17 protein-coding genes are annotated in these 26,563 nt (G+C 38.5%); 11 read left to right on the forward strand and 6 right to left on the reverse strand.

The genetic code is table 11. From position 1 onward, the window contains the following. Nucleotides 1-36 precede the first annotated feature (36 nt). Both PVK63_RS02830 and PVK63_RS02835 read left to right on the forward strand, forming a co-directional pair. A complete protein-coding gene (locus tag PVK63_RS02830; protein WP_130087058.1) occupies nt 37-1,473 on the forward strand; it encodes an amidohydrolase in 1,437 nt (478 codons plus the stop codon). Nucleotides 1,474-1,597: 124 nt separating this feature from the next. After that, nucleotides 1,598-1,918, forward strand: coding sequence for an SPOR domain-containing protein (locus PVK63_RS02835; RefSeq protein ID WP_165367136.1), 321 nt, complete (start codon nt 1,598-1,600; stop codon nt 1,916-1,918). A gap of 57 nt (nt 1,919-1,975) precedes the next feature. Here the strand turns inward: PVK63_RS02835 and PVK63_RS02840 are convergent, their stop codons facing one another. Next, nucleotides 1,976-3,319: an MATE family efflux transporter gene (locus tag PVK63_RS02840; protein WP_130047331.1), complete on the reverse strand. Its 1,344-nt coding sequence runs from the start codon at nt 3,317-3,319 to the stop codon at nt 1,976-1,978. 488 nt (nt 3,320-3,807) lie between these two features. Here PVK63_RS02840 and PVK63_RS02845 point away from each other — a divergent pair, with 488 nt between their 5' ends. Beyond that, the gene (locus PVK63_RS02845; protein WP_130087060.1) at nt 3,808-4,689 is read left to right on the forward strand and encodes a sulfite exporter TauE/SafE family protein; all 882 of its coding nucleotides are present in this window, start codon (nt 3,808-3,810) and stop codon (nt 4,687-4,689) included. Between the two features lie 85 nt (nt 4,690-4,774). Next, nucleotides 4,775-5,341: an elongation factor P-like protein EfpL gene (gene efpL, locus PVK63_RS02850; protein WP_130044453.1), complete on the forward strand. Its 567-nt coding sequence runs from the start codon at nt 4,775-4,777 to the stop codon at nt 5,339-5,341. Between the two features lie 95 nt (nt 5,342-5,436). On the opposite strand, the gene PVK63_RS02855 is transcribed toward efpL, so the two are convergent. The 5 genes from PVK63_RS02855 to PVK63_RS02875 all read right to left on the reverse strand — a co-directional run bounded on the left by PVK63_RS02855 (nt 5,437) and on the right by PVK63_RS02875 (nt 13,937). Further along, complete coding sequence (locus PVK63_RS02855; protein WP_130087062.1) at nt 5,437-6,615, reverse strand: threonine/serine exporter family protein; 1,179 nt, start codon at nt 6,613-6,615, stop codon at nt 5,437-5,439. A gap of 87 nt (nt 6,616-6,702) precedes the next feature. Next, the gene (rsmF, locus tag PVK63_RS02860) at nt 6,703-8,124 is read right to left on the reverse strand and encodes a 16S rRNA (cytosine(1407)-C(5))-methyltransferase RsmF (RefSeq protein ID WP_130087064.1); all 1,422 of its coding nucleotides are present in this window, start codon (nt 8,122-8,124) and stop codon (nt 6,703-6,705) included. Nucleotides 8,125-8,285: 161 nt separating this feature from the next. Continuing rightward, entirely contained in the window at nt 8,286-10,922 is a 2,637-nt protein-coding gene (locus PVK63_RS02865; protein ID WP_130087066.1) for an MlaD family protein, read from the reverse strand. Continuing rightward, nucleotides 10,900-12,126 (reverse strand): paraquat-inducible protein A, encoded by a 1,227-nt coding sequence (locus tag PVK63_RS02870; protein ID WP_130047336.1) that lies wholly within the window; start codon nt 12,124-12,126, stop codon nt 10,900-10,902. The genes PVK63_RS02865 and PVK63_RS02870 overlap by 23 nt, the downstream gene beginning before the upstream one ends. A 17-nt stretch (nt 12,127-12,143) precedes the next feature. After that, complete coding sequence (locus PVK63_RS02875; RefSeq protein WP_130087068.1) at nt 12,144-13,937, reverse strand: ABC transporter ATP-binding protein; 1,794 nt, start codon at nt 13,935-13,937, stop codon at nt 12,144-12,146. Nucleotides 13,938-14,034: 97 nt separating this feature from the next. Between PVK63_RS02875 and PVK63_RS02880 the strand changes: the two genes are divergently transcribed. The 7 genes from PVK63_RS02880 to PVK63_RS02910 all read left to right on the forward strand — a co-directional run bounded on the left by PVK63_RS02880 (nt 14,035) and on the right by PVK63_RS02910 (nt 26,460). Continuing rightward, nucleotides 14,035-14,487, forward strand: a complete 453-nt coding sequence (locus tag PVK63_RS02880) for a GAF domain-containing protein (RefSeq protein ID WP_130044459.1) — start codon at nt 14,035-14,037, stop codon at nt 14,485-14,487. Between the two features lie 105 nt (nt 14,488-14,592). Beyond that, nucleotides 14,593-15,222, forward strand: coding sequence for an RNA chaperone ProQ (gene proQ, locus PVK63_RS02885; protein WP_130044460.1), 630 nt, complete (start codon nt 14,593-14,595; stop codon nt 15,220-15,222). 17 nt (nt 15,223-15,239) lie between these two features. After that, a complete protein-coding gene (gene prc, locus PVK63_RS02890; RefSeq protein ID WP_130087070.1) occupies nt 15,240-17,258 on the forward strand; it encodes a carboxy terminal-processing peptidase in 2,019 nt (672 codons plus the stop codon). A 279-nt stretch (nt 17,259-17,537) separates the two neighbouring features. Continuing rightward, nucleotides 17,538-18,206, forward strand: coding sequence for a hypothetical protein (locus PVK63_RS02895; protein WP_130087072.1), 669 nt, complete (start codon nt 17,538-17,540; stop codon nt 18,204-18,206). A gap of 158 nt (nt 18,207-18,364) precedes the next feature. Next, on the forward strand, nt 18,365-20,968 hold the full coding sequence (gene pepN, locus PVK63_RS02900) for an aminopeptidase N (protein ID WP_130087074.1): 2,604 nt from the start codon (nt 18,365-18,367) through the stop codon (nt 20,966-20,968). 108 nt (nt 20,969-21,076) lie between these two features. Beyond that, nucleotides 21,077-21,301 carry a DUF2835 domain-containing protein gene (locus tag PVK63_RS02905; protein WP_130087076.1) on the forward strand — a complete coding sequence of 75 codons (225 nt, stop codon included), beginning with the start codon at nt 21,077-21,079 and terminating at the stop codon, nt 21,299-21,301. 320 nt (nt 21,302-21,621) lie between these two features. Then, nucleotides 21,622-26,460 (forward strand): NAD-glutamate dehydrogenase, encoded by a 4,839-nt coding sequence (locus tag PVK63_RS02910; RefSeq protein WP_130087077.1) that lies wholly within the window; start codon nt 21,622-21,624, stop codon nt 26,458-26,460. Nucleotides 26,461-26,563 lie beyond the last annotated feature (103 nt).

A 26,563-nucleotide genomic window follows, 5' to 3' on the forward strand; every position in this document is an offset into this window, starting at 1 on the left:
TTTTTTTATTTATGGGGGCATGATTAAGGTTTAGGAATGAAGCTTAAAAGCTTGGTATTGAGTATTAGCGCCGTATTGTTATCGGGTTGTGGAACGATGGTAAAGCAGCAAGAATATAATGCAGATTTGATCATTAATAACGGACAAGTATTAACCGTAAACGCCGATATGCAAGTGATTAATGATGGTGTCGTGGTGATTAAAAACGATAAAATTATAGCGGTAGGTGATACGACATTACTAAGTCAATATTATGCACCAAAAAATATTGATGCGAATGACGGTATTGTGATGCCAGGAATGATTAATGCTCATAACCACCTTCCGATGATCGCATTTCGTGGTTTAGGTGAAGAAGGCATTTCTAATCGACTATTTGCTTATTTTTTCCCGCTAGAAGCACAAAAGTTAAGCCGTGAGCTGATTTATAATGCCACTAAGCTCGGTGCTATCGATTTAGCTCAGAGTGGCGTTACCACTTATGCTGATATGTATTATCACATGGATGAAATGGCTAAAGCGACCAAAGAGGTTGGGTTAAGAGCCGTACTTGGTGAAACTGTCATTAAGTTCCCTGTGGTGGATGCTAAACAACCGTATGGTGGTATTCAATATGCCCAGTCATTTATTGAAGAATATCAAAATGATCCATTAATCACGCCAGCTTATGCACCTCATGCCGTGTACACGGTAAGTAAAGAAAAGCTTCAAGAGATCAATCAACTTTCTGAAGATTATGATGTGCCTGTTTTAATTCATGTTGCTGAGTTTCCAAATGAAGAGACAAGAATTAAAGATCCAACCAAAGCGGAATCTCCAGTTGAATATCTAGAAGAAATTGGTGTTCTGGACGAACGAATGGTGATTGCTCACGGTATTCATTTATCTCAACATGATCAAGCGTTATTAAAACAAGCGGATGCGGGAGTGGTTTATAACCCAATGGCGAATGCGAAAGGGGCAACAGGCATTGCTCCTGCTTGGGATATGTTTCGTGCGGATATGCGAGTTGGTTTAGGGACGGATGGACCAATGAGTTCAAACCAAGTGGATTTATGGCGCACGTTAAGTTATGCCGCAAATATGCAGCGTTTAAAACACTCAGATAGAACCATTATGACCCCAGAACAAGTGATCGAGATGGCAACTATTGGTGGTGCAAAAGCCTTGCACATGGAAGATGAAATTGGCTCTTTAGAAGTTGGGAAGAAGGCGGACATCATCATTATTGAAACTCAATCAGCGAACATGATGCCAAATTATGATCCTTACGCTACGCTGGTTTATCAAGCTAACCCAAGTAACGTAGAAACAACGATTGTAAATGGCAAAGTGGTCATGGAACAGCGTCAGATGCAGACTGTTCAATTGGATGACATTCGACAAAGTGTTGAAGCGTTTGAATCAGATATCGCTGATTTTGCCAAAGAACTGTCTAAAAAAGCGATAAAATCAAAAAGTTTGATGGATTAGTTTTATATAAACATCTTAATTTTTAGATGCTTAGTTAGGCTCTAAAAGATTCTCATTTTATGAATAGAATAAGATGATTATTTCCCTTATTATTCAACTTTAAATCGGTTATCGGATAAATAGGGTGTTTAAGTATTTATTGTTAGTAGGTGTACTTTTTAGTAGTACTTCTTTTAGTGATGAATTGTTTGAAAAAGAAGCTGAGATATATCGAGTTCAGGCTTATGCTTTTTCATCCATGCCAGAGCTAAATTATAAAGTGTGCAGTAGTAATATATTGACGCTATATAAAATAGAAGATACGTATTATTTAGTGACTGACTTTACTACCTATGAAAATGCAAAAGACATAGTAAGTTCTTTAAGAGTAGAGTGCGGATTTAAATCATGGATCCGACCTCAAGCGATGGATTTGTCATTTACTCAGGATAACCGAGCTTACTAATAAAATGGGCAAAGGTATTTATTTACTTTTGCCCATTTTTATTTGTTACGATTGGTATTAGATAAGATTGAACTTGGTCCAGACTTTAGATCGCCAGCGGCGAGCCATAATGATCCCACGGACCCATTCATCTGCTGCAAATGCTAGCCAGGCACCAAGTACACCGAATCCAAAATGAACACCAAGCAGATAAGTGAGGCTAACGGCCACTCCCCACATGCTCAATATTCCCATTTGAACTGGGAACTTAATATCTCCAGCACCTTTAAGAGCGGATATAAAGACAAGGTTAAATACCCGTCCCGCCTCCACTAAAATAGAGCCTGCGATTAATCCTGCGGTTAAGGTTATAACCTCTGGATCCTGTGTGAATAGGCTAAGTAATTCATAGCGAAAGAAAAAGACGATACAAGTAAGGGCAACAGACACGGCAAGAGAGACCAAAAAATAGAGTTGTACGCGAGTAAGAATTTGTTCAATCCATTTTTTTCCTACGTAGTAGCTCGTTTGTATTTGGCTTGCTTGACCGACTGCTAATGCAAAAGCAAAAGAAACGCGAGCAATATTTTGGGCGTAAGTAAATGCAGTTAATGAAGCGGTACCCATTTGTACAACAAGGTACACAATGACCATTTGTGACAAGTTATAAGAGAGCATTTCACCTGCGTTCATTACGCCAATATGCATAATTTTTTTATAGGTGGCTTGAGGTATCTTCTTAAAGTTGGCCATTGGTAGTGCAATGTGTTTTCTGTGGAGCATAATCCATAAAATAATGGTATTAATCACTTGGCTAAACGCGGTCGATACGGCCACACCTTGTACACCATAAACGGGTAATCCAAACGGTTGGTATAGCGCACAGTAATTACCGGCAATATTAAGACCGCCAGTGAGAAGGTTCACTATCATTGGGGTACGAGAGTATCCATTACTGCGTAATATGGTCGAAAAGACAATACCAAGGGTTACAGTTAACGTGAAAGAGCCAGTAATGATTAAATAATCGTAGGCAAAAGTGGCAACGTCACTTTCTAGTCCATACATGATAACAATAGGATCTGCGGCAAAAAAGGCGAACAAACTGAGGCCAAGTCCTAATATCCCACCGAGTACAACACTGGCTACGGCTACATCAGTTGATTGTTGTGGTCGGCCCGACCCGTTGTATTGGCCAATAAGAATGCCGGTACCTGTACTCACCATCATTGAAATGATCATTAAAAAGAAAATGATTTGAGAGATAACCCCAATAGCAGATACTGCCAAATCAGAATAGCCACTTAGCATGAATACATCACTGGTACTAATGGCTGTACGAAGTAAAATTTCGACCAGGATTGGCCACGCTAATGTAGTGATCTGCATTCGGCGTTCAATAGGGTTGCTTTTATCAAGCATAGCTTATCCTTAAAAAAGGGAAGAGAGGATGCTCTTACCATATAGCTAGGAAGGAGTTTAAAGGTGTCTACTTTGAAGAAATTCATTCTCCCAGTCTGGGAGCTAGAACTCGTTTTTGGATAGTATACTAATTTAAGTAATTATCGATAAAAATAGTTAATAGAGTTAGCATCAATTATAAAAATATTTGTTTTTAGCATCATTGTTTTTTATTTATCAAATCTACTAACAAAAACGCCATTATTTTGCAAAGAAATCAATCAAGTTACTTTAAAAGCAACGGTAAGAAAACATAAGTATGTAATAGGTAAAGCCGATAGTTATGTTATAGATTAAATAAATCCATTTGATAGCAATAAAATGTAAAAAAGATGAAATTATTGTTATCTATTAAATAGGCTTTCCATTTGGCGTATAAGGGATACTCTGGTTTTTCTTATTAATCTGAATTACTATCCCCGACATTATTTCAGCGATGTGATGTATCAATGACTGTTCTATTATTTTTACAAATAGGCCTTATTATTGGAGGCCTAACGTTCCTTTTTATGCTGGTTTCATTATGGCTTAAGAAAAAGGATTCAGAAAAAGACACTAATATATGGGCTGTTGGTCTAATTGGTGGCTTCGCAAACCTTTGTGACACTCTTGGTGTGGGAAGTTTTGCTATTAAAACGGCTGGTTATAAACAGTTTAATTTAATTGATGACAAAGTATTACCTGGCACCTTAAATGCTCAAGCAACCATGGCAACGGTTTTTCAAGCCTTAATTTTTCTTACCGCTATTAATGTGGATTTAACGACGTTAGTTAGCTTAATTATTGCGGCGTGTGTTGGTGCAACTGTTGGTGCTCGATTAGTATCAAATTTTGACCGTCAGTTGATCCGTTTGATCATGGCTGGGGCTTTGTTAGTTGTTGCATTGCTGATGTTTGCTGGACGCTTAGATTTATTCCCACTAGGTGGTGAAGCGTTGGGATTAACGGGGGAAAAATTGGTTATCGGGATCATTGGTAACTTTATTTTTGGTGCATTAATGACAATAGGGATTGGTTTATACGCGCCGTGTATGACGATGATTTACTTGTTAGGTATGAACCCGTTAGCGGCATTTCCAATTATGATGTGCTCATGTGCTTTTTTATGCTTTTTCTCGGCTGGTGGCTTTATCAAGCAGAAAGCGGTGAACTCAAGGGCATCTTTGGTGGTGGCGATAACCGGGCCTATTGGTGTGTTAATTGCGGCATTTATTGTGAAGTCCCTCGATGTGGATATGCTTGCTTGGTTAGTGGCATTTGTGGTTCTTTATACAGCCGTTATGATGTTGCGTTCATGGCAACAAGGCCGAGTGACAAATAAAGCGCTATAAAATGCGAGTTTCTGTCACATAGTTATTGGAGATATAAAAAGTTCGTGGTATTTTCCACCTACCAATTATTTATGGATTTTTTATCATGCCAAAGGCAAGTGACATCAAAAAAGGTTCAGCAATTGAACACAACGGTAAAGTATTTTTCGTTAAAGAAATCAGCAAGCTAACTCCAAGTGGCCGTGCAGGTGCAACATTATTCCGTATGCGTATGTACGATGTAGCAACTGGCTCAAAAGCAGACGAAAGCTTCAAAGCTGATGACATGATCAATTTAGCTGACTTTAGTCGTCGCAGCGCAACGTTCTCTTATGTTGATGGTAATGAGTATGTATTCATGGATTCTGAAGACTACACTCCATACAACTTCAACAAAGAAGCAATTGAAGAAGAGTTACTTTTCATCACTGAAGAAACTCAAGGTCTTCAAATTCTTATCGTTGATGGCGCACCAGTTGCGATTGAGTTACCTTCAGCAGTTGATTTAGTAATTGCAGAGACAGATCCTTCAATTAAAGGCGCGTCAGCAAGTGCTCGTACTAAACCTGCGACAATGACAACTGGCTTAACTGTACAAGTTCCTGAGTACATCGCTAACGGCGAGAAAGTGAAAATCAACACGAGTGAACATAAGTTCATGAGCCGTGCTTAATCGTTTTAGATAGTATTATTTAATACTGTTAAAAACAAAGAAAAGGCCAGTTATTATTTAATAGCTGGCCTTTTTTATGTTTTTTATTTGGCGTATTACAAGTCTCGTTCGATTTTTGGTGAGTAAATTGAATAAGCAGTAATTTGTCCTGCAACAATAGCAGAAAACATAAACAGAGCGGATAATCCAATACTAGGAATAGGAAGTATGGATTGCTCAAACACACTTTGACTTGCACTCACTAAGACACGACTTCCCGGAACAAGAATAATGATCCCTTGTACGATGAAAATGATTCCAGTTAGGTTTAACCGTCTAGCAATCCAAGTGCCATACAGAGTGATTAATACGGTTGTAACCCATGTACCCACAACCCAACCACTATCAAAGCCGAGATAAAATGGCCCCCACATACCTAATACCGCGACAGGCAAGCTATAAACGGTATCAATAGGGCGGGCTTTAAACATTACGCCTAATGAGAATGAAATAATAGGTAAACCTAGTATTTGTAGCCATATTGGAAATTCATTTTGATAATCAATGGATTCGGCTGTGCCAAAAATAGCTTCGCCAATGTGTAAACCAATAATGATCCCAATAAGAAGTTTTATTAAAGTGAGAAAGCACTGGCCAAGTAAGCTGGTACCAGAGACGAGATCATTAAAAGCCAAACACTCTAGAGCATTTGAGATGGAGAGTCCGGGAACAAAAAGTACCACGGCGGCGATACAAAGCCCAAGAATAGGAATTGGGACACCAAGGCTAGCAATAAACGCAACAGTAAAGGCAACAATTAAGGCACCAAAAAACTCAACAGCAATACTACGGCGTTTACTACAAAAAACTTGAGACAACCAAACTAAAAATCCAAGTAAAAAACTCACACATAAAGCTTCGTATGTTGATCCAACTAACATAAGAAAGGCTGGGGGAATGCACGTGTTTGCTAAACAAACCGCCCAGGAAGGATAAGAGATCCCTTCGGCTGGAGCTAGTGGGACAGGGGTTAATGGTTGTTGTAATTGAATAATAGTATTTGCGAGTAAACCCAAATCAATACTTGCGGGTTTATGACGTTTCATGATGACGGCGTTATTATCATCAGGAAATTGATAGTTAATGGACGTTGGTGTTGCTTGGATCATACAATTAACGCCATATTTATTGGCGTAAAAGGTCGTGTAGCGTTCTACTTTATAGGGAGCACAACCGCAACGGTGCAGTGTATCTCCAATCTCTACAATTCGATTGATACGATATTGTGAAGGCATATCCTTATTCCTACAGCTTGATGTATGGTACCAATCTAAGTGCGTGTACGATTTACTTAGATTGGCACTAATTTAAAAACGTATTATTTAAAATAAGTTTCCATCACGAACAAGTTCACGAGGTAATCCATTTTTAATTCGATTACCCACCCATTTCCCTAAGCCAATAACTGCGCCTTTATAAGTAACAATTGTCTCGCCTTTTCCTGAAAAATCAGGACGTACATCTCGTCCCATATACCACTCACGTGCTTGTTCTGTATTTAATTCAGCACAAGTAGGGTTATCAGCTGTCGCCAATGCCATGATAGCTTCATGCTGCCAGCGATATCCTTTTTTATGAGTTTCAGCAAGTTTGAATCCAATTCGATGATAGCGCATTTCGCCAATTAATGGTTTCATACGTTTAGGAAAAGCCCAGACTTCTTTATCTCGGATCCAAAACTCATTATCTTCAGGAATTTCTAATTGTAATGTCGATTTTAATTCAGCTTCAATAGCTTGTGCTTCTTTATTTGAAGCCGGTGCGAAAGGAAATTTTCCTAAGCGTTTTTTCACTTCAGGGGGCGTAGTTGAGCTATTTTTACGGATCTTAGCAACAAAGAAGCCTTCACTATCAAAAATTTGTGGGTAGATATGTAAGAAACCTTCTTTGGTTAATGCTTTTTCTGCATTTTCAAAGAGGTCACCTAATGGCTCAAACGTGACCGCGTCACCGAATTGTTCGACAAGATGATGGCAAATATGTTGGTTTTCTTGATGATTTAACGTACAGGTTGAATACACCATAACACCACCCGGTTTTAGGGCATGAAAGGCACTTTCAATAAGATCACGCTGAGTATCACCAATTTCGTTAACAGACTCTGGACTCCAGTTATGCATCGCATCTGGGTCTTTACGAATCGTACCTTCACCTGAACAAGGAGCATCAAGCAAAATAGAATCAAAAGTTTCTGGCAACCAACCACCAAAAACACGGCCATCAAAGTGGGTTAGAGCAACATTGCTTACACCACAGCGTTGGATATTTGAGCAAAGCACTTTTACACGGCTTGATGAAAATTCGTTAGCAACGAGAGCGCCTTGGTTTTTCATACCAGCAGCCAGTTGTGTGGTTTTAGAGCCAGGAGCTGAAGCCATATCGAGAGCCATTTCGATATCATCATTATCTTTTAATAATGCCGTAACTGGCATCATTGAGCTGGCTTCTTGAATATAAAATAACCCTGACATGTGTTCGGCTGTACTGCCTAGTTTTACCGTGTCGGTTTCTGGTCTTGTTATCCAAAATCCAGTATCACACCAAGGCACAGGTTCTAATAGCCACTGTTTTTCATTAGCACGCTGTTTAAATTCTTCTACGCTATTTTTTAATGTGTTAACACGGATACTGCGTCGTAAAGGGCGTTTACAAGCAGCAACAAATTCTTCCATAGAAAGGTGGGAAGGCATGGTCTCTTGTACTTGATCTAGGAAGGCTTTAGGTAGAAAAATATTATCGTGCACAGATGAATCTCATTGGGTAATGTTATGGCAGGAAGTGTAAACGTAATTCAGACTATTGTCTAAATGGAATCGACAGTAATAGCTAAAATTAAAGGCTTAAATAAAAAAGGCAGCCAATTTGAAGTTTGGCTGCCTAAAGTTAGCGATTAAGTTATTGTTGACTATTTATTGGGATTAGGAATAGCCGCATTCCACAGAGGCCAATCTTCTTCTGCTGCTTTATACAGTAGGTAAGATTTGTTCTCTTTTGCTTGTGGTTTTAGCTCTTCGTCATCAGGGGTAGAGAATGCAATACCGCCACGTAGAATACTATCTACGGTACCAGCCTGTACTTTTGCTCCACTTAAACCAATTGACATATTTACCCCTGATACATTCCAAAAAACGGTGTTTTGACGAACAAGGTAACTAAAGTCAGGATTGATGCCTATAGTAAAAATAACACGGTCTGATAAGTCACCTAACTTAACATCGGTCACTTCTCCTACTTCCATTTCTCTAAATAAAATAGGGGTTCCAATTTTTACTGAACCTCGGGTAATTGACTCGAGAGTATAAGTGACTAAATCATCACCTTGCGATTGGTCAGCGAGTGAAAACTGTGTTTTTGCTTTTCCGTCACCTGGTGTTACTTGAATATAGCTGCCTAGTAGGGTATCGAGATTTTCAGCACCCGATAGGCTAATACTTGGTTTTACCACCCAGAAATGACTGCCAAAGACAGCAATTTGATTAACGTATTCAGGGTAAATACGCGCCTGTATATAAACATTATTTTGTGTAAAGTTTGGTGATACCTTGCTGACTTCACCAACAGAAACACCTTTATATTTAATGAGTGTTCCTTTAGATATTGAATCACTGTCTTTTGCAGTGAATGCGATAATTCGACCAAACCCTTGGGCTTCAGATAAATTAGAGTATAGCTTCCATTTTTTACCTAATTTATTTTCTACTCCTTGCATATTATCAAAGCCAATACCACCACGGATCATCGACATCAATGGAGCAGCTTGAATATTAACGCCACTTAAACTGGCTTCAACATTCACTCCTGAATAATTCCAAAATACGGTGTTATCTTCGATTAGGTGTGCGTATTGTTTTTCAATATTGATCTTAATGTTTACGCCATCATTACCTAAATCAAAGTCTGTCACTTTACCAACAACGAGGTTGCGATAGAGAATAGGACTGTTTTTCGTAATAGGAGGAAGCTCTGGGCTAAACAGTGTCAGCTCTGTGCTTTTAACTGTTTTAAATTCTGCAAGTTCAGCCAGTGAACTATTTTTAAATAGAGTATAACTTTTTTGTTTATAGCCTTTACCTTCACTAGTAAAGCTAATTGAACCTGAGATGAGGGCTTGTGTTGGTGGAATATCGATATTTACGCCAGAGTCAGTTAACTCTGCCGACACACTGCCAGAAACAAAAAATTTGTTACTTGATTTAATGAGATGTTTGTACTTCTCAAGGATCATGACGTCAAATTTAACTCTGTCGTTGACTAATGCAACTTGAGTCACTGAGCCGACTTTTATGCCTTTGTATGAGATAGCAGTATCTGGTGTTAAACCAAAAGATTGATCTGCATATAACGAAAAGGTGAGTGCTTTTGTATCTTGTTTTATCAGTTCTTGTTTTCTTATGGCTGTAAATGCTCGAGATTTATCACCTTCACCTGGGATTAAGGTTAGGAAGTTACCGCGAACAAGGTTTCCAATATTTTCGACACCAGATAAACCAAGTTTTGCCTCTTCTAGAACAAATCGAGAACCATCGTTTAAATAATCGATAAATGCGGGTTCAACCGTTGCTGATGCAATGATGTCTTTTTTATCATCAGACAGCTTTAAACTGTTAATCTGGCCAATTTCAAGGCCCCTATACATAATGGCCGAGCCGTTTGGACTGATTTGGTTATTGTCTGGTAGGGTGATTTTAATTGAAATACCACGGCCAGCAGTTTTGATGTTGCTGTATAGTCGGAATTCTTTTCCATTTTCAATCGCAATACCATCATCTGGTGAATCTACTGCGATAGCCCCACCAATTAAGGCTGATAAACTTTCAAGTTGAACATCAACACCATTAAATCCAATACTTGCACCTACGCCACTGGCATTCCAAAACCGGCTTTTAGAGGTAATTAGATGAGCATACTCTTCTTGGATAAGCGCTTTTATTCGTACATTATCGGTTTTTTGGTCTAGTTTGAAATTGTAAACTTCACCGATAGGGATTTTTTTATAGTAAATCTTTGAACCAACAGAAATGGAACCCAAGTCTTTAGAGCGTAAGGTAACACTTAATCCGGTAGAGTCAGGTTGAATAGCGGGTGAGTTGGCAAGGGCTGTGAATTTTGTTTTTAGATCGCCACTTCCAGGTAAAATGGCAATATAGTTACCCGACACCAAAGCATCAAGTCCTGAAATACCCGTTAATGAAGCTTGCGGCTTAACAAGCCAAAATTGAGTATTGTCTCTTAATAAGTTAGAGGCTTCTGGATAGATGTCAGCATCAACGTAGATGTTAGAAAGATCTTTAGATAAGGTGATATTTTTAACCATCCCGACTTCAAGACCCTGATAACGAATGGTTGTTCGGCCTGCGATTAGCCCTTGAGCATCCTCAAAGTAGATTTGAACGCGTTGGCCCGCTTCAATAATAGCGGAATAGACAAGCCACCCACCAAGGCAAAGTGCAAGAAGAGGTAATATCCAAAGTGGGGATATCCCTCGTTCATTTTTGATGTTTACTTGTTCAACAGTAGAATCAAGATTTGTCGGTTCGCTCATAATTATCCCAAATTAGACGAGAATCAAAACTTTCAGCGGCCAGCATGGTAAATACCACAACTAAACCAAAGGCAACGGCACCAAGGCCTGGGGTAAAATCTAAAATTTGTCCGCGATCAATCAATGTCATCATAATAGAAATTACGAATAAATCCATGACTGACCATTTTCCAATCCATTTTACAGCCGTATATATCGCCATTCTTTGTCGATGGAATACACTGCGTTTGAATTGAACACACAATAATAAGTAACCTAAACCAAGAATTTTAGCGACCGGAACTACGATACTTGCTACAAAAATGATAATGGCGATACCATACATATCCGTTTTAATTAATCCTGCAACGCCGGAAAAGATTGTATCTTCTAGTCGCTTGCCATTGGTTAGCAGAATCGAAATAGAAAGTACGTTAGCTGGTATGATAAAAATGGTTGCAGTTAATAAATAAAGCCACGTTTTTTGTATCGACTTTGGCTTTCTTGAGTGAATAGGTCGCTTACAACGGATGCAGTGAGTGCCACTTTGTTGAGTGAAGTGACAATGTTCACAATGGATTGATGTTTCAGGTCTAGTAATAGGTGCTTCAATCTTTTGCTGATGTTTTCTTTGCCATGCGCGCCAATAGCGTCGTGCGCTTACATGAGTCAATAAAAGTGAGGTAACAAAAAGAAGTAAAACAAGGCCATAAAGACCTGACCCAACGAAAATATCAGCATGGTCTTGAATTTTAAAGCAAGCGATAGCCAAACTAACTAAAAAGACATCTAACATCATCCAATCTTTTAAATGCTGAATAGTCGATACGCTTAGCCGAAAGAGAGTAAACCACTTTCTTCGTAAAGCTAGATGCGCAGATACCACTGAGCCACATACAAGAAAAGGCACAATAGAGCTGCAAAATAAAATTAATAAGCCAAGCATAGGGAAGCCTTCGCTCATTAAGGTAATTGTCCCAGAGGGAAGTGTTGCAGGGATCATGACACCAAAAAGTTGAATGGTGACCATAGGAAAAAAATGGGATGGTATAAATAACAATAACGCAGCAACAGCGATAGCTAAATCGCTATTTAATGAAATACGGTTACCACGATAGAGTTGAGTATTGCAGCGAGGGCAGTGAGCATTTTGCTTTTTAGCTACCTTCGCTACTTCTACGACCAGATCACAGCCGTGGCAGCGACGAAACTTAGCGTCTTCCACGGTTGTTGTCCGATTGATTAACTTTGAATTGACCCATATAGCGTTTGATACAGTCCTTGCTGTGTAACCAGTTCATGGTGTGTGCCAGATTGAGATACTTTACCATCGTTCAGCACATAAATAGTATCTGCTTGTTTTACTGCACTTAAACGATGCGCCACAATTAAGGTGGTTCGTCCAACTAAAAAATCACTTAATGCTTTGTGCAAAGCAGCTTCTGTTGCGGTATCTAAAGCAGATGTCGCTTCGTCTAAAATAACAAATTTTGGATCCGTTAATACCATTCTAGCAATGGCTAAACGTTGTCTTTGACCACCAGATAATTTTACACCTTGGCGACCAATTTGAGTATCTAATCCATCAGTCAATTGAATTACAACGTCTTGCAGTTGGGCTACATCAAGCGCATTCCATAGTGCATCATCTGAATAATCTGAACCTAGTGTTAGATTATGCCTTAATGTATCGTTAAATAGTATAGGTTGTTGTAATACCACCGAGATTTGATTGCGAATTTTTTCAAATCCTACGTCTTGTGTATTGTGACCATTAAATAATATTTCACCATTAGTAGGTCGATATAACCCTAATAGTAGCTGAATTAATGTTGATTTACCGCCACCACTGGCACCGACAAGGGCAACTTTCTCACCACCACGAATGGTTAATGATAAATTATCTAAAACCTGTCGTTCTTCGTTATAGCTAAAATTAATATTGTTAATTTGTATTTCAGTTGCACTATTTGTAGCAAATGGGTTGATTGTAGATTCTACTTTTGGCTCTTCATCTATGTGTAATAAATGATTGATACGCTTAAGCGCCGCCGAGGCACCATACCAAGAAAATTGAATACTTAATAATTCTTGTATTGGCGAAAGCATTACCCAAAGATAGCTAAATATGGCAAACATTTGACCAATACTTAAATCACTAAGCACTACCATGATCATGGCTGCGGCTCTAAATAATTCAAAACCGAGTAAAAATAGAAGAAAGGAGAGCCGTCCAGCCGCTTCAGACTGCCATGTAAATTGGTCGGCACTGTGTCTTATGTCATCGGCTTGGTTTTTTAATTGGTCCAAAAATGCACGTTCACGGTTTGATGCACGTAATTGATAAATTCCATCTAAGGTTTCAATTAAGCGTGTTTGAAAACGTTCATAAGACTGGTTCTCTTTTCTTTTAAGATCTTTTACCCGGTTACCTAATTTTCGAGAGAAGTAGATAACGATAGGGTTTACTAAAAGAATAAATAAACCAAGTTGCCAATTAATCCAAAGAAGGACGCCAGCTGTGCCAATGACGGTTAAAAAAGAGACAATAAAACGACTTAATGTTGGGCCAAGGAACTTATCGATCGTATCTATGTCTGTAATAATATGAGAGTTAATACCACCGCTACCGCGTGATTCGTATTCTTTCATACTGATGCGGCTTAATTTATCGAGTAACTGAAGTCGTATTTGATAGGTAATAGTTTTGGACACTAAGCTAAATTGTCGGCCTTGATAGATATTGAGAACCTGGCTGACAATGCGCATTAAAATGACCATGACGAGGACTAATAGGATATAACCTATAGGACCTTGCCAATGGGTAGGCAGCATTATATTTAATAGTTCAACACCCGTTGACGGTTTGTGTAATAACACTTCATCTACCATCAATGGCATGAGTAATGGGATAGGTACACTGATAAGCGTCGCGACAATGGCGATGATATTTGCTACAACCAAACGGCTTTTATAGGTTTTTGCTTGCCTAAATAGCCAATTCCAGTTAATTGTAGGGAGAGTAGTATTGCGCATGGTGAGAATGATTCCTATTATTATCTTTTCCATCGGCATTGTACTCAGTATAAATAGAGTCGCAAGTGATTGGTATAAATAGAGGAAAAATATAAAGATGGAATTGAAGCATTACGAGCGATTAACACAGCAAGCGATAGGCTTGATTGATGGTGAAACGGATTTTATCGCGAACCTAGCAAACCTTAGTGCGTTATTAAATATGGAACTGGACGACATTAATTGGGTAGGTTTTTATCTATTTAAAGAAAATGAGTTAGTCTTAGGCCCATTTCAAGGTAAACCCGCTTGTATTCGAATTAGTGTAGGGAAGGGAGTGTGCGGTACTGCTTTTGCTACAGAAACCGTCCAACGTATTGATGATGTTCATCAATTTTCTGGTCATATTGCTTGTGATGCAGAAAGTAATTCTGAAATCGTGATCCCATTTTATAGAAATGGCGTATTGACTGGAGTATTGGATATAGATAGTCCAAATATTGCACGATTTAGCGAAATTGATGAAAAAGGTCTGGTTGATTTCATGAAAGAAGCAGAAAAGAGACTTTAATTGTCTTTCAGTAGTGGTTTTTCACGCTTAAGTATCTATAATAGCGGAATATCTTTACTAGAAATAAACCGAAATACGGCTTGAACCGTACTATCAGGAAACTACATGGAAAACTCTGAAAAATTAGCGAACAGCAAAGAAGTAATTGCATACATTGCTGAGCGTTTCCCGAAATGCTTTATTTTAGAAGGCGAAGCTAAACCTCTTAAAATTGGTATCTTCCAAGATCTAGCTGAGCGTTTAAGCGATGATCCTAAAGTAAGTAAAACTCAGCTACGTGCTGGTTTACGTCAATACACATCTTCTTGGCGTTACCTACACGGTGTTAAGCCGGGCGCATCTCGTGTTGATTTAGATGGTAACCCTTGTGGTGAACTAGAAGAAGAGCACATTGAACACGCTAAAGCTACTTTAGATGAGAGCAAATCAAAAGTTGCTGCTCGTCGTAAAGAACAAGCTAAAAAAGCAAGAGAAGAAGCAAAAGCTAAGAAAACAGCTCGTGCTGCTACTCCACCTAAGCGTCGTCCTCAACCAGCTGCTGCTAAGAAAGTAGAAAAGCCAGTTGAAACTCGTGCTCTAAATGCAGATGAAGTTACTGTTGGTAACAACGTAAGCGTTAACATGGGTAAAGGTAATATGCCTGCGACAATCGTTGAAATTAACAAGGATGATGTACGAATTCGCTTATCAAACGGCCTTCAAATGGTTGTTAAAGCGGAGAATCTTCGTTCATAAAGGAGCACTCCCGACGCATGAATTGTCGATTAAGAGTCTCGCTGATTGCTGCTGGCGTTATGCTAGCAGCTTCTGCGCACGCACTTGAAGCTAAGGTATTAGACGCCAAGTATTCTGAAACTGACTTACCAGTATTAACCGCAGAAACACAGCATGCTACTGCTAGTAAGCGTGTTACTTCTCGCTTTACGCGTTCTCATTATAAGCATTTCTCATTAGATGATGACTTTTCAGTTGCCATTTATGAGCGATACTTAGACATGCTTGATTATAATAGAAATATTTTCACTCAAGCTGATCTTTCTTCATTCGCCCCGTTATCAACTAAGTTAGACGATCAATTAAAGATTGGGGACTCCCAAGCGGCTTTTGATATCTATAATTTATCATTGAAGCGTCGTTTTGAGCGTTATGTCTACGCACTTTCTCTTTTAGATAAAGAGTTTGATTATACGATTGATGAATCTCTTGAGTTAGATCGCTCTGAAGCGGCTTGGCCAAAAGATGAAGCTGAGTTAAATGAACTGTGGCGTAAACGTGTTAAATATGATGCTCTAAACTTGTCAATGACAGGGAAAGATTGGCCTGAAATCCAAAAGATGCTAGGCAAGCGTTATAATAATGCACTTAAGCGTTTGACTCAGAGTCATAATGAAGATGCGTTCCAACTTTACATTAATGCGTTTGCACGTGAAGTTGATCCTCATACCAGTTATCTATCTCCACGTAATGCTGAGCAATTCCAATCAGAAATGAATCTTTCATTAGAAGGGATTGGTGCGGTATTACAAGCAACCGATGATTACACTGTAATTCGTTCATTAGTTGCTGGTGGACCAGCATTAACAAGCAAACAACTTTCTGAAGGCGACCGAATTATCGGTGTCGGTCAAGACGGTAAAAAAATTGTTGATGTGATTGGATGGCGTTTAGATGACGTTGTTCAACTTATTAAAGGACCAAAAGGGACAAAAGTGAACCTTGAGATCTTGCCTGAAGGTAACGATTCAAAAAGTCACACTGTCACAATTGTTCGAGATAAGATCCGTTTAGAAGATAGAGCAGTAAAATCTGAAGTGATTGAGCAAGATGGCAAGAAAGTCGGGGTATTAGAAGTACCTAGTTTCTATGTCGGTTTAGCTGAAGATACGAAAAAACAGATTGATGAGCTGAAAAAACAAGATATTAGCGGCATTATTGTTGATTTACGTAACAATGGTGGTGGTGCATTAACTGAAGCTACGGCATTATCTGGATTATTTATTACTGGTGGCCCAGTAGTTCAAGTTCGTGATAGCTACGGTCGAGTAAATGTGAATGCTGATACTGATGGTGAGATCTCTTATACTGGTCCTATGACAGTATTAGTGAATCGCTACAGTGCATCTGCTTCTGAAATTTTTGCTGCAGCAATGCAAGATTATGGTCGTGCTGTAATCTTAGGTGAAAATTCCTTTGGTAAAGGAACGGTTCAGCAACATAGATCGTTAAATCATATTTATGATCTTTTTGATAAACCGCTTGGTCATGTTCAATACACGATCCAAAAATTCTATCGAATCAATGGTGGTAGTACGCAAAATCTAGGTGTTGTGCCTGATATTGCATTCCCTACAGCGATTGATCCAAAAGAAACGGGTGAAAGTGTTGAGGATAATGCGCTTCCTTGGGACAGCATCAAAGCTGCCGAGTATGCACAAACCAATCAGATTAAAAATACGATTGAACCATTAGCGAAAAAGCATGTGGAACGAATTAAAACGGATGAAGAATTTGGTTTTATTCAGGAAGACATTGCTCGCTATCAAGCTGAAAAAGACATCACAACGATTTCATTGAATAAAAAAGTTCGTGAGAAAGAAGGTGATGAAGCAGATGAACGCCGTCTTAAACGAGTGAATGAGAGACAAAAACTTCTGAAAGAAGAAGAATTTAAAACTCTTGATGATATTCCAAAAGACTATGAAGTTCCTGATGCGTATCTTGATGAAGCCGTCGCAATTACAATTGATTTGGCGTTAATGAATCAAAAATAATGTGTTAATAAGTAATATTTATTAACCATCTTAAACAGAAATCTATTTGGATTTCTGTTTTTTTTTGCCTAAATAAAAGCAAAGTATGGTTTTTCATCTAGGCTTATATTATGCCAATCAAAATAATACTAATCTTGATATCTAGTTAAGTCTTCTTTTTTATTGCCGATTTTTACTACGAAGTATTAGTGATCAGATTTTCCGTTTGGTGTTATGCAAGTATTCATTCACAAGTTGTACCGATTTTGAATACTAAATTAGTATGAAATGGAGCATTGTATGAAAACAATAATTTTATTTTTCATTTTATTTTCTGTTACGTCTTTTGCTTCAAATGAAAGCATGACAATAGAAGAACGTAGGTCACTGACTTATTTTTCAAATCCTTTTTTAATTGGTGATTGGTATTTCTTTAAGCCTGCACATGTAGAAAATGATTATGATGTTTTACATATATCTTTAAGCTCAAATAATAAATTTCGTATTGAAATGATAGAGATGGCATCGAATACGGCGGAAGAGTGGGAAGGAAGTTTTGAGATCTCCCAAGACAGTATTCGTTTTGAAGGAAATGAAGATGAGTCTCAAATTTATCACTATCAAGTCAGCCATAATAGACTTTATCTTAATGGGGTTGAATTTTTTAAGGTAGTACCTGAACGCATTATCGGTTCTTGGAATTCGGAATTGGTGTCAGGTGAAGATATTATGGTGAGTAATGTGAAATCGTTAAACTTAAAGTTACGTTCTGATTTTATATTTTCACTTGAAGTGATCTCACACACCGGAAAATCGAATCATCATATTGGCTACTATTATTTTGAGAATAATGATTTAGTTTTACTTTATGAAGAGGGTGAACAAGAATCAACGTTTCATATAACGGAAGATCTACTCGAGATTAAAAATGAACAGTTTGGTATGTACGCATTATTAGTAAGGCAGTGAATTATAAATGAAAGAATAATGTGACTCTAAGGATAGAAATATGAGACTAAAACTCTTTTTATTAACAAATCTATTAGATCTTATGCGAGAATAAGAGGGTTAACTAGTAACTATCACTCATCCTGTTTTTAAAGTGATAGACATCATAAGGATATATTATGAGCCAACAACCTCAGGCTAAATTTCGCAGTGATTACCAATCTCCAGAATTCACCATTTCAGATATCGATTTAGTTTTTGATCTTGATGATACAAAAACATTTATTTCCGCGATTTCAAAAGTACAACAACTAAAACAGTCAACGGATCTTCTTCTTGAAGGGGAAGGGATGACATTGACGTCTCTGAAAATAAATGATGTTGAGCATAAAGATTATACGTTAACAGATACACAGTTAACCATTCATAATGTAAGTGGTGATTTTACGCTTACCATTGTGACCGAAGTGAATCCACAAGAAAACACAGCCCTTGAAGGTTTGTATAAATCAGGCGATGGTTTCTGTACTCAATGTGAAGCAGAAGGTTTCCGTCGTATTACTTATTATCTTGATCGCCCTGATGTATTAGCGCGTTTCACAACAAAAGTGATTGCAGATAAAGAGGCTTACCCACATCTTTTAAGTAATGGTAACCGTATCAGCCAGGGTGATCTTGATGGTGGAAAACATTTCGTTCACTGGCAGGATCCATTCCCAAAACCAGCGTATCTTTTTGCATTAGTTGCAGGTAATTTTGATGTATTAACAGATACTTACAAGACAAAGTCAGGCCGAGATGTGGCTCTTGAAATTTATGTCGACCAAGGTAATTTGGATCGTACTCCTCATGCAATGACTTCGTTAATTAACTCGATGAAGTGGGATGAAGATCGTTTTGATCTTGAATACGATCTTGATATCTACATGATCGTAGCGGTTGATTTCTTTAACATGGGTGCAATGGAGAACAAAGGCTTAAACGTCTTTAACTCTAAGTTTGTATTAGCAAAACAAGAAACAGCAACAGACACTGATTATCTAGGTATTGAAGCGGTAATCGGCCATGAATATTTCCATAACTGGACTGGCAACCGTGTTACTTGTCGTGATTGGTTCCAACTAAGTTTGAAAGAAGGCTTAACGGTTTTTCGTGATCAGGAGTTCTCTTCAGATCTAGGTTCTCGTTCAGTAAATCGAATTAATAACGTTCGTATCATGCGTGGCCCACAGTTTGCTGAAGACGCAAGCCCAATGGCACATCCAATTCGTCCAGAAAAAGTAATAGAAATGAATAACTTCTACACGCTTACGGTGTATGAAAAGGGCAGTGAAGTTATTCGTATGATGCACACATTATTGGGTGAAGTGAATTTTCAAAAAGGGATGAAACTCTACTTTGAACGTCATGATGGTACAGCAGCAACGTGTGAAGATTTTGTTTTGGCCATGGAAGATGCATCAGGGGTCGATCTTACTCAATTCCGTCGTTGGTATAGTCAATCTGGTACGCCGACATTATCGGTAGTTTCTTCTTATGATGAAGCAAGTCAAGAATTCACCTTGATCGTTAAACAACAGACTCCAGCAACAGAAGATCAAACTGAAAAGCTGCCATTACATATTCCATTGGATATTGAGTTATATGGTCAAGATGGAGCGATTATTGAGTTACGTTGTAACAATGAAAAGATTGATAATGTACTTAACATTACACAAGAAAAACAGACATTTGTATTCCAGCAAGTTTCTGAAAAACCAGTTATTTCTTTACTTCGAGAGTTCTCTGCGCCAGTTAAATTAAACTATGCGTACTCAGATGAAGAGTTGATTTTCCTGATGGTTCATGCACAAAATGACTTTGCTCGTTGGGATGCCGGCCAAATGTTATTGGCGAATTATATTCGTACAAATATTACTAATGTACAAAATGGTCAAGCACTTGAATTACCAGAAGCGGTAGTCGATGCTTTCCGTGGCGTATTGCTCAATGTCGATCTAGAGCAAGCATTTATTGCTGAGATGTTTTTGTTACCAAACCATAACGAGATCACTGGTTGGTTTGATACTGTCGATGTGGACGCGATTGATAAAGCACTTGGTTTTATTAAACAGACATTGGCCGTTGAACTTAAAGACGAGTTTTCTGCTACATATCATAGCCTAAAGCAGGGGGATTACTCGGTTGATCATGATGCGATTGGTAAGCGAGCATTGCGTAATTGCGCATTAAGTTATTTAGCAAAAACAGACATTGGTGAGGCGTTAGTTCAAGCGCAATATCAAACAGCAGATAACATGACCGATACTATGGCGGCCATGGTTTCTGCAAATGCGGCTGAGCTTCCTATTCGTCAAACGTTAATGGATGATTTCAGTGCCAAGTGGTCTCACGATGGTCTAGTTATGGATAAGTGGTTCATTTTACAGGGTTCTAATCCAAGTACTGATGTTTTAAATATTATTAAAGAGACGATGAATCATAAAGCATTTAGTTTAAAGAACCCGAACCGAACTCGCAGTTTAATTGGTTCATTTGCTGCCAACAATGCTGTTAACTTCCATTCTAAATCTGGTGAAGGCTATGCTTTCTTAGGTGATATATTATTGGAATTAAACGAAAGCAACCCACAAGTGGCTTCTCGTTTAATTGATCCATTATTGAAGTTTAAGAAGTATGACAGTGATCGTCAGGATCTAATGAAAGCACAACTTCAACGTTTGGCTGATCTTGATAACTTAGCCAAAGATCTGTTTGAGAAGGTAACCAAAGCATTAGCATAATATGCTGAGTTTATCGTTATAGTGAAATCAAAATGGTCAGTTTTTTACTGGCCATTTTTTTATTTCAGCGCCACAATATGGACTTCAATTATTAAAGATATTAAGTAAATGAACAAATTTTATTATTTTAGAATGAATGTGACGTATCAGGCTTTTTTAAGTCATTATTCAGGTGTTGCAAGTACTGTTGTGGTAATGACAGAGCAGGGACTAAAGCTGCAATTACCTGCATCTCGATTCCGTTCATTTTTAACTCAATTAGGCGTTAAAGGTCGCTTTCGTTTAACGGTTGATCAAAATAATCGTTTTGTAAATCTTGAGCAAGTAGGATAAACCTCTACCTTAATCACATTTCTAACTATAAAGCATCTAGCACGTAAAAAAGTCATAACGTTTCATCCATATTATCCTTACAATGTGAAGCGCATAAGCAGTTTCAACTGCTACACTATATAAACCAACCGTAGTAAATAACAGGTCATCTTAGCTTGTTAAAATACTCGATAACTGCGTTGAAATTTTTGATTGTAGAGTAACTACTTATCGAAAAATTCCGTCTTGTTCTTAAGTATTTTTCCTTCGTTATTTCTGAACTCTTACTTACTGTGATTGGTAAAATAATTCTAAATCATAAGAAACGGAGCATTCGCTTTATGACGACGCGTGATCCTATCGTTCCAGTACTACTTGAGAAAGTGTACGCTCTAATTGCTGAAAAGCTTGAAATGCCTCAACAATCCTTAGTAACGCAGCTTGCTCAGCGTTTATTTGCCAACATTGATGATGATGATTTACAACAACGTAATGAATCAGATATGTATGGTGCTACTCTCAGTCTTTGGAACCACTTATCTGATGTAAACCTTTCAGATATATCGGTTCGTGTTTTTAATCCAAAATTAAGCCAAGATGGCTGGCAATCAACCCATACAGTGGTAGAAATTGTTGCGCCTGATAGCCCATTTTTAGTCGATTCCGTTAAGATGGCGCTAACCCGTCTTGATATGACAAGCCACTTTATGTTGCATGGACCACACTGCTTTACTCGTGATGAGAGCGGTGAGATTATTTCGGTATGCAGCAGTGATGGAAAAATGCAACAAACGTTATTTCATTTCGAAGTTGATCACATGAGTGATTTTTCTGAAATGGACGCACTTCAAGCTGAATTACTGTTGGTACTTGAAGATATTCGCCGCGTGGTAAATGAATGGCAACCAATGTCAGACAAATTAACAGCCGTAATTCAAGAGCTTAAAGATAGTAAATCCCCAATAGCAAAAGAAGAAGTGAATGAAGCAATTGAGTTTTTAACTTGGCTTCAAAATCATAACTTTACCTTAATGGGGTACAAGAATTTTGATTTAACGGCTGTGGAAGGCGATCATGAATTAACACCAACAGCAGATGTCGGTTTAGGATTATTCTCACTAGCTTCTCGTATTCATATGACAAAACTGTCAGAGATGCCATCTTCAGCGCGCGCTGCAGCGAAAAAATCAGACTTGTTAATCTTAACAAAATCAAATACTAAATCTCGAATTCACCGTCCTGCTTATACAGATTACATTGGCATTAAACGTTTGAATAAAGAAGGAAAAGTAATTGGTGAGCATCGCTTCACTGGGCTTTATACATCAACAGCTTATAACCAAAGTGTTTCGAATATCCCGCTACTAAGCAATAAAGTCGAGCGTATTTTAGAGACGAGCCAATACATTAAAGGTTCACACTCATACAAAGCATTAAGCAATATTCTTGAGACTTATCCTCGTGATGAACTTTTCCAAGCTACAGAAGAAGAGATGCTAGAGGTAGGTACCGGTGTTGTTAAAATGCAAGACCGTGATTTGTTGCGTCTATTTGTTCGTCGTGACCCATTTGGTCGTTTCTTCTCGTGCATGGTGTATGTAACCAAAGAGCGTTATAACACAGAGCTTCGTCGTCAAACTCAACGTATTCTTAAAAACTATTTTGGTTCTGATCAAGAAGTTGAATTTACGACGTTTTTCTCTGAGAGTGCATTAGCGAGAACACATTACATTATTCGTGTAGACAACAATAACGGCGACATTAATGTGAAAGATATTGAAAATAATTTAATGGAAGCAGCATCTACTTGGGATGACCGTCTATGTGATGTGATTGTGGCTAACTTAGGTGAGAGTAAAGGAACTGCAATAGCGAAGAAATACCAAAGCGCATTTCCTCGCTCATACAAAGAAGCAACACTTCCAGGCTCTGCTGTTGCTGATATTGAACGTCTTGAATTATTAAGTGATGATAATAAACTTGGTATGTTATTTTATCGTCCGCAAGAAGAGAAAAAAGGCTCTGCGAATGTTAAATTGAAACTCTTCCACCGTGATGAGCCAATTCACTTATCAGATGTAATGCCAATGCTTGAAAACTTAGGTTTACGAGTCATTGGTGAGTCACCTTATGCCGTTAAGAAGAGTGATGGTTCGGTGGATTGGATTTTAGATTTCTCCATGATCCACAATGGTTCTGAAGAAGTCGATCTTCGTCAAGCTCGTGATCGTTTCCAAGAAGCGTTTGCTCAGATCTGGAATGGTCAATTAGAGAGTGATGGCTTTAACCGTTTGGTTCTTGGTGCGGGTCTGTCTGGCCGTGAAGTGACGATTCTACGTTCTTATGCTCGTTATATGCGTCAAGTTGGCTTCCCATTTAGTCAGCAGTACATCGAAGATACATTATCAACACATACCAAATTAGCAGTATCGGTGGTTGAACTTTTTGAATTACGCTTTGATCCAAAAGCTGATTGGTCTGAGAAAAAAGAACAGAAAGCCCTTGATACTATCTATGCAAGCTTAGATAAAGTAGAAAGCTTGGATGATGATCGTATTATCCGTCGTTATGTTGAGATGATTGTTGCAACGCTACGAACTAACTATTATCAACAAGATGAAGACGGTCAGCCTAAACCATGGTTATCGTTGAAACTGAAACCATCAAATATTCCTGAAATTCCAGCACCAGTGCCTGCATTTGAAATTTTTGTTTACGCACCAGATATTGAAGGTGTGCATTTACGTGGTGGTAAAGTGGCTCGTGGTGGTTTACGTTGGTCAGATCGCCAAGAGGATTTCCGTACCGAAGTACTTGGTTTGGTAAAAGCACAGCAAGTGAAAAACACGGTTATTGTTCCTGTTGGTGCAAAAGGCGGTTTTGTTTGTAAAAAGCAACATAACTTCACAACCCGTGATGATATCTTTGCGGAAGGTCAACGCTGTTATAAACAGTTTATTCGAGCACTTTTGGATGTGTCTGATAACATTATTGAAGGCGAGGTTATCCCACCACAAAATGTCGTTCGCCATGATGATGATGATCCGTATTTGGTTGTAGCAGCAGATAAAGGTACGGCAACTTTCTCTGATTTAGCTAACTCAGTTTCAGAAGAATACAACTTCTGGTTAGGTGATGCATTTGCTTCTGGTGGCTCAAATGGCTATGACCATAAAGCCATGGGTATTACTGCAAAAGGAGCTTGGGAATCGGTTAAACGTCACTTCCGTGAAATGGGAATTGACTGTCAAACGACTGATTTCACCGTTGCTGGTGTCGGTGATATGGCGGGGGATGTGTTTGGTAATGGTATGTTGCTATCAAAACATATTCGCCTTCAAGCGGCATTTAACCACATGCATATCTTTATTGATCCAAACCCAAACTCTGAAATTACATGGCCAGAACGTGCGCGTCTGTTTGAACTGCCTGGTTCAAGCTGGGAGGATTACAATAAAGATCTGATTTCTCAAGGTGGTGGTATTTTCTCTCGTCGTGCTAAGTCGATAGATCTTTCTCCTGAAATTCAGAAGATGCTAGGTACTCGTAAACAGTCTTTAGCTCCGAATGATTTGATTCAAATGATCTTGAAGATGGATGTTGATCTGTTATGGAATGGCGGCATAGGTACTTACGTTAAATCAAGTAAAGAAACCAGCGCTGATGTAGGTGATAGAGCGAATGATTCCTTACGTATCAATGGCTCAGAGCTGAATGCAAAAGTAATTGGTGAAGGCGGTAACCTAGGTATGACTCAGCTGGGTCGTATTGAATATGGTCTAAAAGGTGGCCGTGTTAATACTGATTTTGTTGATAACGTAGGTGGTGTTGATTGCTCAGATAATGAAGTTAACATTAAGATCTTACTAAATGGTTTAGTGGCTAATGGTGATCTAACCTACAAGCAACGCAATGTTCTACTAGAGAAAATGGAAGATGAAGTGGGTGAGATTGTTCTTGATGATGCGTATTGCCAATCAGAGTCGATCTCGGTAACAGAGCAACAAGGCACTTCATTAGTTAAAGAGCAGATCCGCTTTATTCATCATCTCGAAAAACAAGGTCAATTGGATCGTGGGTTAGAATTTATCCCTGATGATGAAACCTTGATTGAGCGTGAGAAAATGGGGCAAGCGTTAACTCGTCCAGAGCTTTCAGTTCTTGTTGCTTATGGAAAAATGGTGCTTAAAGAGCAATTGGCTTGCGATGACATTGCAAACAATCCATATCATGCTGAGTTACTAACCACGTATTTCCCAACTGAGTTACAACGTAACTATAAAGCAGAGATGGATAACCACCCACTGCGTTCAGAAATCATTGCGACTTGCTTAGCAAATCAGATGGTTAATGAAATGGGTTGTAACTTCATCACTCGTTTGCAAGAAGAAACGGGTTACAGTGTCACTGATATTGCTAACGCATACTCTGCAACAAGAGCTATTTTTGAGTTTGGGGATTTATTTAAGCAAATTCGTAGCTTAGATAATATCTCAACCGCTGAAGCACAATATGAAGCTTTATTTGCAATGCGACGAACTATCCGTCGAGTGACTCGTTGGCTACTCCGTAATGGTTCACAAAATATGACGATTCAGCAGGTTATTGAAAAATATAAGCCAGCGGTTAATGACATTAAAGTGAACCTTGATAGTTACTTAGTAAAAGATGAAGTAGTGGAGCATATTGAACAAGCTAACCATTATTTAGAGATGGGTGTGCCATGTGAGCTAGGTAATGTACTGGCACGTTTAAGCAGCTTATATTCAGCAATGGATATTTCAGCAGTTGCTGTAGATATGGAACAACCGGTATCTACCACGGCACGCTTATACTATGTTCTAGGTGATAAGTTATCTTTGCATTGGTTCTTAAAACAGATTAATAACCAAGGTGTTGACAACCACTGGCAAGCATTAGCTCGAGCTTCTTTCCGTGAAGACTTAGATTGGCAACAACGCCAACTAACTCAATTGGTTCTGACTGAATATAAAGATGCAGAATCTGTGGAAAGTGCAATTGAAGAATGGTGTGAAAAGAATGCGGTTTCAATAGGGCGTTGGGATAATATTCTGAATGAATTTAAAGTCGGTTCTGTTCATGAATTTGCTAAATTCTCGGTTGCGTTAAGGGAGCTTACCTTGCTAAATTTGAGTTGCACATCAAACGTAACTAAATAACCGATTGTTTGATTACTAAGCTCAGACAAACGTTTGCATAATAAATGGGGGAGTGGATAAAAATTCACTTTCCTTTTTTATTACCCCGAGAATTTTCTCATTA

Source organism: Aliivibrio sp. S2TY2 (assembly GCF_028765525.1).
Classification (GTDB): Bacteria; Pseudomonadota; Gammaproteobacteria; order Enterobacterales; family Vibrionaceae; genus Aliivibrio; species Aliivibrio finisterrensis_A.

What these genes read in the sequence shown, in the direction of transcription:
- PVK63_RS02830 (WP_130087058.1), top strand. Translation starts at nt 37, where the DNA reads ATGAAGCTTAAAAGCTTGGTATTGAGTATTAGCGCCGTATTGTTATCG.
- PVK63_RS02840 (WP_130047331.1), bottom strand. Translation starts at nt 3,319, where the DNA reads ATGCTTGATAAAAGCAACCCTATTGAACGCCGAATGCAGATCACTACA.
- PVK63_RS02845 (WP_130087060.1), top strand. Translation starts at nt 3,808, where the DNA reads ATGACTGTTCTATTATTTTTACAAATAGGCCTTATTATTGGAGGCCTA.
- efpL (WP_130044453.1), top strand. Translation starts at nt 4,775, where the DNA reads ATGCCAAAGGCAAGTGACATCAAAAAAGGTTCAGCAATTGAACACAAC.
- PVK63_RS02855 (WP_130087062.1), bottom strand. Translation starts at nt 6,615, where the DNA reads ATGCCTTCACAATATCGTATCAATCGAATTGTAGAGATTGGAGATACA.
- PVK63_RS02865 (WP_130087066.1), bottom strand. Translation starts at nt 10,922, where the DNA reads ATGAGCGAACCGACAAATCTTGATTCTACTGTTGAACAAGTAAACATC.
- PVK63_RS02875 (WP_130087068.1), bottom strand. Translation starts at nt 13,937, where the DNA reads ATGCGCAATACTACTCTCCCTACAATTAACTGGAATTGGCTATTTAGG.
- PVK63_RS02880 (WP_130044459.1), top strand. Translation starts at nt 14,035, where the DNA reads ATGGAATTGAAGCATTACGAGCGATTAACACAGCAAGCGATAGGCTTG.
- proQ (WP_130044460.1), top strand. Translation starts at nt 14,593, where the DNA reads ATGGAAAACTCTGAAAAATTAGCGAACAGCAAAGAAGTAATTGCATAC.
- prc (WP_130087070.1), top strand. Translation starts at nt 15,240, where the DNA reads ATGAATTGTCGATTAAGAGTCTCGCTGATTGCTGCTGGCGTTATGCTA.
- PVK63_RS02895 (WP_130087072.1), top strand. Translation starts at nt 17,538, where the DNA reads ATGAAAACAATAATTTTATTTTTCATTTTATTTTCTGTTACGTCTTTT.
- pepN (WP_130087074.1), top strand. Translation starts at nt 18,365, where the DNA reads ATGAGCCAACAACCTCAGGCTAAATTTCGCAGTGATTACCAATCTCCA.
- PVK63_RS02905 (WP_130087076.1), top strand. Translation starts at nt 21,077, where the DNA reads ATGAACAAATTTTATTATTTTAGAATGAATGTGACGTATCAGGCTTTT.
- PVK63_RS02910 (WP_130087077.1), top strand. Translation starts at nt 21,622, where the DNA reads ATGACGACGCGTGATCCTATCGTTCCAGTACTACTTGAGAAAGTGTAC.